A 13,409-nucleotide genomic window follows, 5' to 3' on the forward strand; every position below is an offset into this window, starting at 1 on the left:
ATCGTCATGGCCGCTCTCTTGACCCGTTCCTCGACGAGTGACCCAGCCCCAGGCCCCAAGGCCGGCCGTCCCCGCCGAAACCAGCACGGCGCCGGCGGACCCAGTAACCGAACCTCCGCCGCCAGAACCAACCTGATCCCCCGGCCCATGTTGGCAAGGGGCGGTTGCGCCCAAGGTGGGTGAGGTCAGGAAGTGATGGGCAGGTCGCGGCGGGCCTGGTCCAGATCGGTGGTCCAGATCCACAGCCGCTGCGCGGGGGCACCTGGTGGTAGCCGTAGAGGCCGACCTCGGCCAGGGTGCGCAGGTCCACACACACCCGCTGAAACGCCTGCCCGATCGTGGCGGCCGGGCCGTCGGGCAGGTCGCGGGCGCCGAGTTTGATGCAGGCCCGGTACTCATAGCCCAGCAGCAGATCCTCGCCGAACTGCGCCCACACTCCGCGTTTTTCGGCCCAGGCGGTCTCGGCGTCGGCGACCAGCAGCGTCAGGTCGGCCGTTGAGGGCAGAGAGGGGTAGATGAGGAAGGTCGCGGCCCAGCCGGAGGCGACCATGTCGAGGTTGAAGGTGCGCCGGCGCGGGTCATCGCGTGGCGGCAGCGGGTCGCTGGCGCTGCCGGTGAATCAGGCCCTTTGTCGGTGTGAATGGCTGCCCGCGGGTTCCTCCACCCCATCGTCGGCGGGCTTGACGAGCAGCACCCGCCCGGCGTCCTCGGTGATCAGCGGGACTCACACGTTCAGACCGCCACTCAGCGGTCCGTGGGACTGTACGGTTTTCGGTGGTTGCCGAGAAGGCGCCCTCAGAAGCCGAGATCGCTGAGGCCGGGGTGGTCGTCGGGACGGCGGCCCAGCGGCCAGAAGTACTTGCGCTCGGATTCGGCGATGGGGAGGGTGTTGATGGAGGCGTGGCGGGTGTGCATCAGGCCGTGCTCGTCGTATTCCCAGTTCTCGTTGCCGTAGGAGCGGTACCAGTTCCCGGCATCGTCGCGGTGCTCGTAGGCGAAGCGCACGGCGATGCGGTTGCCGTCGTAGGCCCACAGCTCCTTGATCAGCCGGTAGTCGAGCTCGGTGTTCCACTTGCGGGTCAGCAACGCGACGATCTCGTCTCGGCCCGTGGCGAACTCCGAGCGGTTGCGCCAGCGGGAGTCCACCGTGTAGCCCAGCGACACCTTCTGTGGGTCGCGGGTGTTCCACGCGTCCTCGGCCAATCGGACCTTCTCGATGGCCGTCTCCCGGGTGAACGGTGGCACCGGCGGGCGGGTCGTGTCAGCCATGTCGACTCAACTCCTTCGAACTCCGGGGACTCACCGCAGGTCCGGTGAGCCCTGGAAACATCGGAGAACGTTCGTTCTCTCAACTACTTGCTAGAGTAGAGAACGTCGGTTCTCCGCGCAAGGGGGCACAGATGGTGGATCGGGAAGCGGCACGGGAACGGGTGCTCGACGCAGCCCAGGAGCTGTTCTACAGCCGGGGCATCCAGGCGGTCGGGATGGATGCGGTACGCAACGCCTCCGGGGTGTCTCTCAAGCGCCTCTACCAGCTGTTCCCCTCCAAGGAAGCGCTCGTGCTGGAATTCCTGCAGCAGCGGGATTCACGGTGGCAGCGGGCTCTCGCCGACTACGTCGAGGCGCAGCCGACGCCCGAGGAGCGGATCGCCGCGGTGTTCGACTGGCTGCACAAGTGGTTCTGTGAGCCGGATTACCGCGGATGCGCCTTCATCAACTCCTTCGGCGAGTTGGGCGCCGTCTCGCCCGAGGTCGCCGAGCAGGCCCAGCAGCACAAGAGGGCCTTCCACGACTACCTCGCCCGGCTCGTGAAGGCATCTGGGCGGCCCGCCAAACTGGCCGATCAGCTCGCGCTCCTCGCCGAAGGAGCGATCACCACCGCAGCGATCTTCGGCACACCCGAAATCGCACACCAGGCACGAGACGCTGCGTGCCTCCTGATGCACACGCATCCCGGCCCTGATCTCCCAGAACTACGGCGATGACAAGTAGCGACAGATGATCACAACATGCCTCGTTGTTCGCTGAATCGCAACCAAGCCAGCGCAAATGGTCACCGACCATGCATCGATAGGGCCTCTGACCTGTGGTCTGCCCCTTTCTGGCTTACTTGGTCTGCCCCCACGTAGGCTCTCTTCGTGAGACAGCCACTCGATCCAGACATGTTCGCGGGGTGCCGCGCCTCGGAGGTCCCTCTCATCCGAATCGGCGATAAATGGACGGGGCGAATAATCCGGTGCCTTGAATCCGGACCTCGGCGTTTCTCGGAATTGCAGATCCCACTGCGTGGAATTACACCGAAGGTGCTTACGGAGACGCTCCGCGCGATCGAACGCACCGTCTACCCTGAGATGCCCCCGCGAGTCGAATACGAGCTGACCTCACTCGGCCGGACGCTTCACGAACCCATGGCCGCCTGCTGCGCCTGGTCACAGGCACACATGCCGGAAATATTAGATGCACGTGAAGCCTGACGCGCCGCAGGGAGAACCGACCGAATTCGGTTCTCCCCATTGGCCTGGCACTTCAGCTTTTCAAGCTGGATGACGCATCACCTGCGGCTCCACCGGTTGTCCTCACCGCCGATCATGATCTCTGCGCTTGGAATCGATCACCTCAGACTCCGGCTACGGTTCGTAGCGGCGGCGTGCGAGGTGAACGGTGACGTCGGCGGTGATCTCGACCGTCTCCGGTAGAACCCTCCTGATCTGGCGAAACACCTGCTCGCGCTCCGCGTCCGGCAGGACGAGATAGGCCGAGACGGTCGAGAGGTGGCCGATGTAAGCGTCGGCGGTCAGCGTGAAGCGGCGTTCGATCACGGCTTGCCGGACATCGGTGAACCATTCGGACCGTTGAAGCTCGGTGCCCGGCCACTGCATCTCCGCCTCCGGAGGTGTCCCATCCGGGGACGGGACATCATCTCTCGCCAGGAACGGTGCCCGTGCCGCGCGGACGGTGCGCGCCACGGCCGGGTCGGCCGGCTCGATCGGCCCGCCGAACGAGGCGACCACTCCGCCCGGCTCCACCAGCGAAGCCATCCGTGACCACCGATCCTCCGGGCTCGTCCAATGCAATGCCGCGGCCGCGTAGACCAGGTCGTACCTCTCCCCCGGCCGCAGATCCTCGAACGCGGCTCGCACGGTCCTGACATGTGCCGGTACGTGCTTGCGCAGCTCGGTGAGCATGGCCTCATCGGGCTCGGTCGCGGTCACCGCGACCCCTCGCTCGGCGAACAGGCGGGTCGCCTTGCCCGTGCCGGCACCGATTTCGAGGGCGGTCCTCAACGGCCGGGCGGCGTACGCCGCTACCGTGTCGAAAAGCTCCTCGGGATATCCCGGCCGGAACCGTTCGTAGGCTTGCGCCATCATTCCGAAGCTCAGCGCGCGATCGGACACGCTGAGCACGATAGTCCCCCGACGGCGCTCAAGCGATGTTGCTGGAGAGTCCCACGTAGATGGCCGTGCTGAACGGCGGCAAGGACACGCGGCGCCACCCGGATGAACGGCGACAGGGGCGGCGGTCAGGGAATCACCGCTCCTCCTTGAGCCGCTCGAAGACGAGCTGGGTTCGGTGTACGGCGCGCACGCCGTACACCTGACAGATCAGGTCCGGGGTGAGGACCTGCTCGGGCGGCCCGCCGGTCACGATGCGGCCGGCGTTCATCACGTAGAGGCGGTCACAGAAGGCGGCGGCCTGGTTGAGGTCGTGCAGCACGGCGAGGGTGGCGATGCCCAGCTCGCGCACCAGATGCAGGATCTCCAGCTGGTGGCGGATGTCGAGGTGGGAGGTGGGCTCGTCCAGCAGCAGCAGGCGGGTCTGCTGGGCCAGGGCGCGGGCGAGCAGGACGCGTTGTTTCTCCCCGCCGGACAGGGTGGCGAAGATCCGCTCGGTGGCGCCGGCCAGGCCGACGCGCTCCAGCGCCCGCGCGCACAGCTCCTCGTCGCCGGCGGCGTCGGCCCTGTAGGGGGTGCGGCCCATGAAGACGATCTCGGCCACCGTGAAGTCGAGGTCGGACGGGGTCTCCTGGGCGACCACGGCGGTGCGACGGGCGGCCTGGCGGGCGGGCAGCCGGTGCACGTCGTCACCGTCGACGGTGATGAGCCCGGCGGCGGGGCGCAGCGCCCGGTAGATCGAACGCAGCAGGGTGGACTTGCCGCAACCGTTCGGCCCGACCAGGCCGACGAACTCGCCGTCGTCCACCACCAGGTCGGCCTCGTGCACGATCGGGTGGCCGTCCAGTGTGACGGACACGCCGCGCAGATCGAGTTTCACGTGACGCTCACCGCCCGGTCCACGGAGCGGCGGCGCAGCAGCCACAGGAAGAACGGCACGCCGAACAGGGCGGTGACGATACTGAGCGCCAGTTCCTGCGGCGCGTTGACGGTGCGCGCGGCGATGTCCACGAACTGCAGGAACACCGCTCCGAGCAGGGCACTGACGGGCAACACGCGGCGGTGGTCGGCGCCCACCAGCAGCCGGGCGGCGTGCGGCACGATCAGGCCGACGAACGCGATCGCGCCGCTGGTGGCCACCAGCACGCCGACCAGCAGTGAGGTCAGCACGAACAGAATCAGGCGGAAGCGGTGCACGTTCACGCCGAGCGAGACGGCCGTCTCCTCTCCGGCGGCGAGCGCGTTCAGCGGACGGTGCTGCAGCAGCAGGTACGTCACCCCGGCGGCGAGGACGACGGCCGGCAACGGCAGCATGTGCCAGCGGGCGCCGCCGAGGCTCCCCATCAGCCAGAACAGCACCTGCTGTGCGGCCCGGCCGCTCTGGGCCAGCTGCAGGACGAAGCTGTAGGCGGCCTGGAACAGGTAGGCCAGCGCCACCCCGGCCAGCACGAGCCGGGACGGGGACAGGCGGCCGGACCGCTGCGCCAGCGTGTACACCAGGGCGAGCGAGAGCAGGGATCCGGCGAAGGCCGCAGCCGACAGTGACAGCCCGCCCAGCGCCGAGGCGCCCAGAATCAGCACGAGCACCGCGCCGAACGAGGCGCCGGAGGAGATGCCGAGCAGGAACGGGTCGGCCAGCGGGTTGCGTACCAGGGCCTGCAGCACCGCGCCGACCACAGAGAGCCCGGCCCCGACCAGGAGTGCCAGCAGCGCGCGTGGCAGCCGGAACTCCCACACGATCTGCTCCTGCACCGGGGTCCAGGTGCGCGCTCCCCCATCGGTCAGGACGCCGGGCAGGAGACGGTCGGCGACGATGCCCCAGGCTTGGGGCAGCGCGACGTGCACCGCGCCGATGCTCACCGCCAGCCAGGTCGAGGCGACGACGGCGACGGCGAGCACGGCGATGAGCAGGAGAAACCCGCTCACGCGGCGCCTCTTCGGCACGAGCCCGGTCTGTGCCGGGCTCTGCCGGGTCGCGCCGGTCACCGGGTGAAGGCGTCGGGGTGCAGGAAGCGGGCGATGTCGGCGATGGCCAGGATGTTGCGGTAGCCGGGGTGCTGGGCCGCCACGGGGAGTGCGAGGTAGCGCTGCTCCTTGGCCGCGGGGCTGTTCTTGGCGATGGCGAAGGCCTCGGCGGCCTTGGCCGGTGAGCTTGGCATGTCCTCGCCGCGCAGGGTGGAGTAGTCGCTGATCAGGACGGCCTCGGGCTGGGCGGCGCTGACCTTCTCGGCGCTGACCTCGGTGTAGTCGCCCTTGACGTCGGCCAGCACGTTCGTCCCGCCGGCGGCGGTGATCATCTGGTGGGTGATGCCCGAGCCGCCGTAGGCGTTGACCGGGCCCTTGCCGCCGTCGGTGGCCAGCACCTTGACCGGGCTACGGCCGGCGACGCGCTTCGTGACATCGGCGAGCCTGCCCTGAAGTTCGGCGATCAGCGCGTCGGCGCGGTCGGGGACACCGAAGATGGCGCCGAGATTGCGCAGGTCGGTGTAGGTGTCGTCGATGGTGAACTCGAGCACCTCCTCGGGGCTGCACCAGCCGCCCAGGATGTACACCGGGGAGCCGGCCGCGTCCAGCTCCTCCACGGTGGCGTAACCGCCGGCGGCGTCGAAGCCGGCCATCGCGTTGTCCAGGACGAAGTCCGCGCCCTGGGAGAGCATGACCTCTTTCTGCGGCAGCATGATCGTGCCGGAGATCTCCGGGATCTTGGCGTACTGCTCCTGCTGCCCCGGCAGGAACGGGCTCTCGGAAAAGTTCGTGCGCCCGGCGACCTGATCGCCCAGACCGAGCGCGAACAGAGTCTCCAGAGAGGGGTGGTAGCCGGTCACCACCTTGGCGGGCGGCTTGTCGAACGTGAGCTCGCGCCCGCAGTTCTCCACCGTGACCGGGAAACCGGCCTGCGGCGCCGCCGCCTGTTCGGCCTTCTGGCCGGTCCCTTGAGTGGCGGGAGCCGGTGAGCAGGCGGTCAGCGTCAGAGCGACTGCCAGGACGAGCAGTCTTCTCATGATCGGGGTACCGCCTTCGGTGGCGCGTCGCCGCCAGATGGTCGGGGTGATGCGGGGCGGGCGGCTCATGTGGTGAGTCTCCGGAGGTTCGAGATCAAACGATCGTTGTGCATCAAAGCACCACATTCTGCACATAAGTTGCAATTGCCAGCAAGTCGCACTAGGTCGGCGATGATCGGAGGGGCCTTCCGTGCGAGGTGGAGAACACGGCACACCCACAGGTAATCGGGCTGGGGCATCCTGGCCTGGGAACCGCTGAGCCGACGCCTGGTGGTGGGGCAGGTGTACGACCATCACGGCAACGTCGGTGTGAACACCACCCCGCTGCTGGTCTTCGACGCCTGGGAGCACGCCTACTACCTGCAGTACCGCAACGTGCGCCCCGACTACGTCGAGCAGCTGTGGTCACTGATCAACTGGAACGACGTCATCGCCCGCTTCGACGCGGCCAAGGGCGCCTGACCTCATGACCGCGGCGCCCGACCGTCCGTCCTTCCTTGGTGAATGGTCCAACAGGACGGCCGGGCGCCGCCCCCTGCACATCCAGATAGTCGCCTCCCACGTCATCACCCGGTTTCCTGGGAGCGTCATGGGGGCCACGAGAACACCGAGATGATGCGCCCCTGGCAGATCGTCCCCTGATCGGGGCCTTGATCAGGCATTACCCGATTCGTCGTATCGGATCGCCTGAACCCGGGCATGCCCGTGATGCGCGGGCATGCGGCAGATGAATTGGGGGCTCGGGATGCGGCCGGTGGGACAGGACGACCAGACGTGCGCCGACAGGCCGCCTGTGCACCGGCGCGAGTTGCTCGGCCTGCCGGTCGTGGTGGTCTGCGGATCGGCGCTGACGGCTTGCGGGACGCATACCACCAACGTCTCCTACGCCACCTCGCCGACGCCTTCCGCCCCGGCCGAGCAGATCGAACCCGTTACCCCACCTGAGGATCTGATGCGCGAGCACGGTGTGCTCAAGCGCATCCTGCTCATCTACCGGGACGGGATCCGGCGCATCGACGGCGGCCAAACCGTACCGGCCCAGGCGCTGCACGCCTCGGCGGGTCTCATCCGCTCCTTCATCGAGGAGTACCACGAGCGCCTGGAAGAGAAGTACGTCTTCCCGCCGCTGGTCAAGGCCGGCAAGCTCACCGGCACCGTCACGGTGCTGCTCCAGCAACATCGGCGCGGACGCACGGTGACCGGCCGCATCCTGAACGCCACCGGCACCACCGGCGTCGCGACGCCGTCCGCCCAGGCCCGCCGCGCCCTGGTCGCCGACATGGCCGCCTTCGTCCGCATGTACGAACCGCACGAGGCGCGCGAGGACACCGTCGTCTTCCCCGCCCTGCGCGAAGTCGTCTCCGCCAAGCAGTTCGCCGAGTTGGGCGAGATCTTCGAAGACGAGGAACACCGCCGTTTCGGTACGGCCGGCTTCGCAGGCGTCGTCAACCAGGTGGCCGACATCGAGAAGAGCCTCGGCATCTACGACCTGGCCCAGTTCACTCCCCGGGGGTGAGCTGTCGATGACTTGAACGCGATCATGCGGTGTGTGGCCAGGAAGCTTCCTGAACGCCGGCCCGAAGCAGGGCTTCGGGCCGGGAAGCGGCACTGATCAGAGATCCGCTCGGACAGCTCGGGCGGCGGCGACCATGTTGGCCAGGGCTGCTCGCGTCTCGGGGTAGCCGCGGGTCTTCAGCCCGCAGTCGGGGTTGACCCACAGACGGTCGGCCGAAACGGCCTGGAGGGCGTTGCGCAGGTTGTCCTCGATCTCCTCGGCGGTCGGGACGCGCGGTGAGTGGATGTCGTAGACGCCGGGGCCGATGCCGTTGGCGTAGCCGACCTCGGTCAGGTAGGGCAACAGCTCCATGTGGGAGCGGGCGGCCTCGACGCTGGTGACGTCGGCGTCCAGGTCGGCGATCGGGCTGATGATCTCGCCGAACTCCGAGTAGCACATGTGGGTGTGGATCTGGGTGGAGTCGGCGGCGCCGGAGGTGGCCAGCCGGAACGCCCCGACCGCCCAGGCCAGATAGACCTCCTGGTCGTCCTTTCGGAGCGGCAGGAGCTCGCGCAGCGCCGGCTCGTCCACCTGGATGATCCCGATCCCGGCGGCCTCCAGATCCGTGATCTCGTCCCGGAGCGCGAGGGCCACCTGGCGGGCGGTCTGCGCCAAGGGCTGGTCGTCGCGGACGAACGACCAGGCCAGCATCGTCACCGGCCCGGTGAGCATGCCCTTGACCGGCCTGGACGTGAGCGACTGGGCGTAGGAGGCCCACTCCACCGTCATCGGCTCGGGGCGTGAGACGTCGCCGTGCAGGATCGGCGGGCGCACGCAGCGGGAACCGTACGACTGGACCCAGCCGTGGTCGGTGGCGGCGTAGCCGTCGAGTCGCTCGGCGAAGTACTGGACCATGTCGTTGCGCTCGGGCTCGCCGTGGACGAGCACGTCCAGGCCGAGCTCCTCCTGAAGCGTGATCACGCGGGCGATCTCGGTGCGCATCGCCTCGACGTAGGCGTTCTCGTCGATCCGTCCCGCCTTACGGTCCGCGCGGGCCTTGCGGATCTCCGCGGTCTGCGGGAACGAGCCGATCGTCGTCGTGGCCAGCTCGGGCAGTCCCAGTTTGGCCCGCTGCGCCGCGAACCGGACCGCCCGATCGGCCCGCCGCGCGTCACCAAGAGCCTCCAGCCGGGCCCGGACGTCGGGATCGGCCGGTACGACAGGGGGTTTCACGGCCGACGGGTTCTCGGAGCGCAGGTCGGCGGCGAGACCGACCAGCTCGGCGACCTTCTGCCGGGCGAACGCCAGCCGCGCCCGGACCGCCGGGTCCAGCGCCGCCTCACTGTCGAGGTCGATCGGGACGTGCAGCAGTGAACAGGAACTGCTCAGCTCCACCGTGTCGGCGAACCCGAGCAGGACCGCATACGTCGACTTCACCCGCGCCGGGTCGGCGCGCCACACGTTCCTGCCGTCGACCACCCCGGCGACCAAGGTCTTGCGGGCCAGCCCGCCGACCGAGGCCACCGCCTCCAGGTTGCCGGGTCCGGCGACGAAGTCGAGCCCGATCGCCTCGACCTCGGTGGAAGCGATCGTCCGCAGCGCCTGCGCACCGACGGCGCCGAAGTACGTGGCGAGCAGGATCTTCGGACGGCTGGGCAGGCCGCCAAGCCGCCGGTAGGCCCGCCCGAGCGCGTCGATCTCCCGGGCCCCGAGGTCGCGGGCCAGGACAGGCTCGTCGAACTGCACCCATTGCGCGCCCGCGCCCGCCAGCCGTTCCAGCAACTCGGCGTAGGTCTCCACCAGGGAGTCCAGCAGGTCGAGCGGGGTGAATCCCTCAGGTGAGTTCGGCGCGGCCTTGGCCAGCAGGAGATAGGTGAGCGGGCCGACGAGCACGGGCCGCGTCTCGATCCCCAGATTCCTGGCCTCCAGATACTCGGCCACGGGCTTGGCGGCCGAGCCTCCGGCGAGCTGGAACCGGGTGTCCAACGCCATCTCGGGGACGATGTAGTGGTAGTTGGTGTCAAACCATTTGGTCATCTCCAGGGGCGGAAGCTCGGCAGTGCCTCGCGCCATCGCGAAGTACCGGTCGAGCCCGGTGAGGTCGCGGTAACGCGTCGGCACGGCGTCGATCATGACCGTGGTGTCGAGCACCTGGTCGTAGAACGAGAACGTGTTCGACGGGATCGCATCAAGGCCCGCGTCACGCAGCTCGGTCCAGACCGAGCCGCGCAGCGACGCGGCGGTCGCCTCCAGCTCGTCGGCGCCGATCGTGCCGGCCCAGAAATCCTCGGTGGCGAATTTGAGCTCCCGATGCGCGCCGATGCGCGGGTAGCCCAAAACGGTCGTCCTCATGGCAACTTCCCTCGTCTCGCCAGTATGCGGCCAGGCAGGAGAGAGAAACGCAACGCGGAGCAGGCCCCCGGCGAGCGCGTCCCAGGCCCTCCCACGAGGCCGCGGACCACCGCGCGCCGAGCGGCACGCGGGCGGAGGCAGGTCTTCGGACTCGCGGGCACCATGCCTGAGGCATGACCTACTGGCCGTCGCTTCCCAGGCACGCGCCCAGTGCTTGTGACGGCGGTCGTTCCTGCTTACCGCTGCGGGGCAGTCCCGGATTCACACCGGGTTCCCTCTTACGACGCCCACCCCCGAAGGAGACGGGCGAACCATCCACACCGGAGAGCTTAACGGCCCGGCCACCGTTCGGGCCCAGTCGTGTGCGCGTCGGTGGCTCACTACGGGCGAACGGCGACCGATTCGGCGGAGAGCGTGACCTCGATGGTGATGTGCGGATTGTCCACTTGCGGGAGCTGAAGCCCACGCTTGAACTCCTCCGCATCGTCCGGCATCATCTTCGGCTGAACTGTGACCTTGACGTGGCCGGTCTCGTCATCTGGGTGCGTCGTCATCGTGGCCACCTCAGGACGGGATTGGAGCCAGGACACGACCGTGTCCTGGGCCTCCCGAAGCTCCGCGGCCGAGAATCCCTTGCCGCCGATCAGGGTGACCTCCACGGGGAGGGTCCTGGCCAACTCGATCGCGCGAGTCGGAATGGGCCCCTTGAAGCCGACGCGCAGCCCTCGCTGGTCGTCGACGTACCTGACGCCGGAGATCTCGTCGGGAAACTCCGTATTAAGTTTGTCGATCACCTGACTGTTGGACGACTGCGAACCGAAGCGGTCGATGGCCTCCTCGTAGGAGATGCCCTCCGATCTGGCGATGGTCCCAAGGTCGACCAACTCGGCGTAGGGAATGCCGTCGATCGTCACGCCCGGGTCGGTCACCGCGGGGTCGTAACCCTCGAAGTCCGTCGGCTTGGGCGACGAGGTAGCAGCCACCCGGGTCGCGTACCGCTTGACGACCTCCTCCAAAGGCCGACCCGACGACGCTGCCTCTCGCTTGAGCCGCTCCAGGGTGGGCCGATGCGCTTTGGGCTGATCGGCCCGCGGCAACACGATCGTCTCGCTTCCGGCCACAGTGAGTGCCGGACCGGCACCGGACTGGCCGCAGGCGCACAACGACGCAAGCACCGCAATGGTCAAAAGCAATTTCTTCACACCTAAGGGACGCTCCGCCGCCCTGAAGGGTTCATCCAGCCGCTCCCGGTGCGGCGAAGTCCGTTCGTCAAATAACTTGGGTCTCTTGGCGCACTCCGGAAGGCACGGTCCGGCGCCGTTACGCGGGCGGAGGACGGTTGTGACCGGGCTCTCGCCGTTGCGGAGCAGGCGTGGTGCCGATGCCGGCCCGTGTCCTGGTCGCCCCGGTTGCCTGCCGAAGTGAAGCGCGGCCGGTTGCCCGTACTCCGCTGTCATGGGTGGCCGTTCACTCAGTCCGTCATCGCGCGGGCGAAGTGCGGTTCCGCCGCTTCCAGTCGCGGTACCGAGATGCCCAACCGTCGTGCTTCGGCCAGGGTGTCCCGGCAGACCTCACGCGGCTCCTCGGCGTCGGGATCGGAGTGCGCCGCGAAATTCACGCGCGCGAGCGCGACATGAGCGGTCAGCCAGGCGAGCACGGGGGCCGTCAGCCAGGCGGGCGCACGCAACACCAGCACACCGCCCCGATGACGTCGCAGGTCGACACCGCGCGCCCGGAGGAGCGGCAGAAGCTCCCGGCCGGCCAGCAGCCCTTCGCGCAGGTCGCTCCTTGCCCCGGCCAGCTTGGACAACGAGCCCAGCCGCAAGCCTTGTGAGTGCAGGCCGGCACCCGACGCGAAATGGACCCACAGCCAGCCGCGGAAGTCAGGCCGCTCCTTGAGCCGGAGTCCGGCCTCGCGAAACGCCTGGCGTACGGCCCGCTCCCGGTCGGTCGGGGGCGGGCCGAGGGTGCCGAAGACGACCGACGGCAGCAGCGTCCCACGGAGCACGCCGTCTTCGCCGAAGCCGCCGCCGGAGCCGGGAAAGCCCCAGGCGACCTGATCGCAGGGGAGGTCGCCGATCGCGGCCGGCGGCTCGGTCCAGATGTTGCCGAAGACCAGCACCGTGGCCCGGCCGACGCGCGAGGCTAGGAAGGCCGCCGCCTCGGCGAGGCGGTGGTGCGACACGCTGAGCACGATCAGGTCGAAGTCGTGGTCGGGCTCCAGCGTCTCGCGCAGGCGTACCGGCCACCTCTCGACGACGCGTTCTCCCCACGGCCGCCGTCGTGCGTCGAGCAGGTCGAGGTCTATCGCTTCGCCGTACGTCGCCGCGCGTCCGGGCCGGACGTAGAACTCGACGTCGTGACCGGCCCTCTCCAGGGCCCAGCCGTAGATGGTGGCGATCACGCCTCGGCCGAACATCAGGATCTTCACGCCGCACCTCATGGGATACAATCGAATTGGAGGTCATCTCCACTTCTTTGAAGATATGGAGACAGTCTCCACTTGTCAACGCGAGGTAGCACATGACCGCCGACAAACCACTACGCGCCGACGCCCGGCGCAACCGCGAGGCCCTGATCGCCAAAGCCCGGGAGATCTTCGACACCGGCGACTTCTTCGACCTGCGCTTCGACGACTTCGCCCAACTGGCCGGCGTGGGCACCGGCACGCTGTACCGCCACTTCCCCACCCGGGAGGCACTGGCCGAGGCGGTCTACCACGGAGAAGTCGCCACGCTGTGCGACCGCGCCCGCCGACTACAGGCCACACTGCCCGCACCGGAGGCACTGGCCACCTTCCTGCGCGACACGGTCGGCTACCTGGACACCCACCACGGCCTCGCCCGGACACTGGCCACACTCATGGCCACCCGTTCGGGCGTACTCGCCGAAGGCAGCAAGGCACTGGAGCAGGCCGTCACCGACCTCGTGGCCACCGCCGCGAAAGACGGCGCCATCCGCGACGACGTGAATGCCGGCGCCGTCATGATGGCACTGCACGGCATCGGCGCGGCCCACGACCGCCCCCATTGGCGGGCCGAGGCCGACGGTGTCATCACCCTCCTGCTGGACGGGCTGCGCCGGTCGTACTCAGGCGACGGTCCGCGGGAGCGTGAACAGGAGAGCCCCGACGTGAAGTGAGGCCACCCCGCGATCGGCCGTCAGGTG

General features: G+C 68.6%; 14 protein-coding genes and 1 riboswitch. Of the genes, 5 read left to right on the forward strand and 9 right to left on the reverse strand.

What is annotated here, in order from left to right; translation table 11 throughout:
• Nucleotides 1-4 precede the first annotated feature (4 nt).
• Nucleotides 5-550 carry a hypothetical protein gene (locus AB0B90_RS18975; RefSeq protein WP_362923716.1) on the reverse strand — a complete coding sequence of 182 codons (546 nt, stop codon included), beginning with the start codon at nucleotides 548-550 and terminating at the stop codon, nucleotides 5-7.
• A gap of 245 nt (nucleotides 551-795) precedes the next feature.
• Nucleotides 796-1,269 carry a nuclear transport factor 2 family protein gene (locus AB0B90_RS18980; protein WP_350949921.1) on the reverse strand — a complete coding sequence of 158 codons (474 nt, stop codon included), beginning with the start codon at nucleotides 1,267-1,269 and terminating at the stop codon, nucleotides 796-798.
• A gap of 131 nt (nucleotides 1,270-1,400) precedes the next feature.
• On the opposite strand from AB0B90_RS18980, the gene AB0B90_RS18985 reads away from it, so the two are divergent.
• Together AB0B90_RS18985 and AB0B90_RS18990 are read left to right on the forward strand one after the other, a co-directional pair.
• On the forward strand, nucleotides 1,401-1,985 hold the full coding sequence (locus AB0B90_RS18985) for a TetR/AcrR family transcriptional regulator (protein WP_362923718.1): 585 nt from the start codon (nucleotides 1,401-1,403) through the stop codon (nucleotides 1,983-1,985).
• 177 nt (nucleotides 1,986-2,162) lie between these two features.
• Nucleotides 2,163-2,474, forward strand: a complete 312-nt coding sequence (locus tag AB0B90_RS18990) for a helix-turn-helix domain-containing protein (RefSeq protein WP_350949957.1) — start codon at nucleotides 2,163-2,165, stop codon at nucleotides 2,472-2,474.
• Nucleotides 2,475-2,627: 153 nt separating this feature from the next.
• On the opposite strand, the gene AB0B90_RS18995 is transcribed toward AB0B90_RS18990, so the two are convergent.
• From AB0B90_RS18995 to AB0B90_RS19010, 4 genes are all read right to left on the reverse strand, one after another.
• Entirely contained in the window at nucleotides 2,628-3,395 is a 768-nt protein-coding gene (locus AB0B90_RS18995) for a class I SAM-dependent methyltransferase (protein ID WP_350949919.1), read from the reverse strand.
• 133 nt (nucleotides 3,396-3,528) lie between these two features.
• Nucleotides 3,529-4,272 (reverse strand): ABC transporter ATP-binding protein, encoded by a 744-nt coding sequence (locus AB0B90_RS19000; protein WP_362923720.1) that lies wholly within the window; start codon nucleotides 4,270-4,272, stop codon nucleotides 3,529-3,531.
• Nucleotides 4,269-5,318, reverse strand: coding sequence for an iron ABC transporter permease (locus AB0B90_RS19005; protein WP_350949917.1), 1,050 nt, complete (start codon nucleotides 5,316-5,318; stop codon nucleotides 4,269-4,271). The genes AB0B90_RS19000 and AB0B90_RS19005 overlap by 4 nt, the downstream gene beginning before the upstream one ends.
• A gap of 56 nt (nucleotides 5,319-5,374) precedes the next feature.
• Nucleotides 5,375-6,463 carry an ABC transporter substrate-binding protein gene (locus AB0B90_RS19010; RefSeq protein WP_362923722.1) on the reverse strand — a complete coding sequence of 363 codons (1,089 nt, stop codon included), beginning with the start codon at nucleotides 6,461-6,463 and terminating at the stop codon, nucleotides 5,375-5,377.
• A gap of 168 nt (nucleotides 6,464-6,631) precedes the next feature.
• Here AB0B90_RS19010 and AB0B90_RS19015 point away from each other — a divergent pair, with 168 nt between their 5' ends.
• Together AB0B90_RS19015 and AB0B90_RS19020 are read left to right on the forward strand one after the other, a co-directional pair.
• Nucleotides 6,632-6,856, forward strand: a complete 225-nt coding sequence (locus tag AB0B90_RS19015) for a Fe-Mn family superoxide dismutase (protein ID WP_362923853.1) — start codon at nucleotides 6,632-6,634, stop codon at nucleotides 6,854-6,856.
• A gap of 256 nt (nucleotides 6,857-7,112) precedes the next feature.
• A complete protein-coding gene (locus AB0B90_RS19020; RefSeq protein ID WP_350949915.1) occupies nucleotides 7,113-7,910 on the forward strand; it encodes a hemerythrin domain-containing protein in 798 nt (265 codons plus the stop codon).
• Between the two features lie 96 nt (nucleotides 7,911-8,006).
• On the opposite strand, the gene metE is transcribed toward AB0B90_RS19020, so the two are convergent.
• The 3 genes from metE to AB0B90_RS19035 all read right to left on the reverse strand — a co-directional run bounded on the left by metE (nucleotide 8,007) and on the right by AB0B90_RS19035 (nucleotide 12,672).
• The gene (metE, locus tag AB0B90_RS19025) at nucleotides 8,007-10,241 is read right to left on the reverse strand and encodes a 5-methyltetrahydropteroyltriglutamate--homocysteine S-methyltransferase (protein WP_362923724.1); all 2,235 of its coding nucleotides are present in this window, start codon (nucleotides 10,239-10,241) and stop codon (nucleotides 8,007-8,009) included.
• A 118-nt stretch (nucleotides 10,242-10,359) separates the two neighbouring features.
• Nucleotides 10,360-10,551: riboswitch (cobalamin riboswitch) on the reverse strand.
• Nucleotides 10,552-10,621: 70 nt separating this feature from the next.
• Complete coding sequence (locus AB0B90_RS19030) at nucleotides 10,622-11,443, reverse strand: hypothetical protein (RefSeq protein WP_362923726.1); 822 nt, start codon at nucleotides 11,441-11,443, stop codon at nucleotides 10,622-10,624.
• A gap of 269 nt (nucleotides 11,444-11,712) precedes the next feature.
• Nucleotides 11,713-12,672: a 2-dehydropantoate 2-reductase N-terminal domain-containing protein gene (locus AB0B90_RS19035; protein ID WP_362923728.1), complete on the reverse strand. Its 960-nt coding sequence runs from the start codon at nucleotides 12,670-12,672 to the stop codon at nucleotides 11,713-11,715.
• A 92-nt stretch (nucleotides 12,673-12,764) separates the two neighbouring features.
• Here AB0B90_RS19035 and AB0B90_RS19040 point away from each other — a divergent pair, with 92 nt between their 5' ends.
• Entirely contained in the window at nucleotides 12,765-13,382 is a 618-nt protein-coding gene (locus AB0B90_RS19040) for a TetR/AcrR family transcriptional regulator (protein ID WP_362923730.1), read from the forward strand.
• Nucleotides 13,383-13,409 lie beyond the last annotated feature (27 nt).

Origin of the sequence: Streptosporangium sp. NPDC049078 (assembly GCF_040648855.1) — a bacterium.
In the GTDB taxonomy this organism is placed as follows: Bacteria; Actinomycetota; Actinomycetes; order Streptosporangiales; family Streptosporangiaceae; genus Streptosporangium.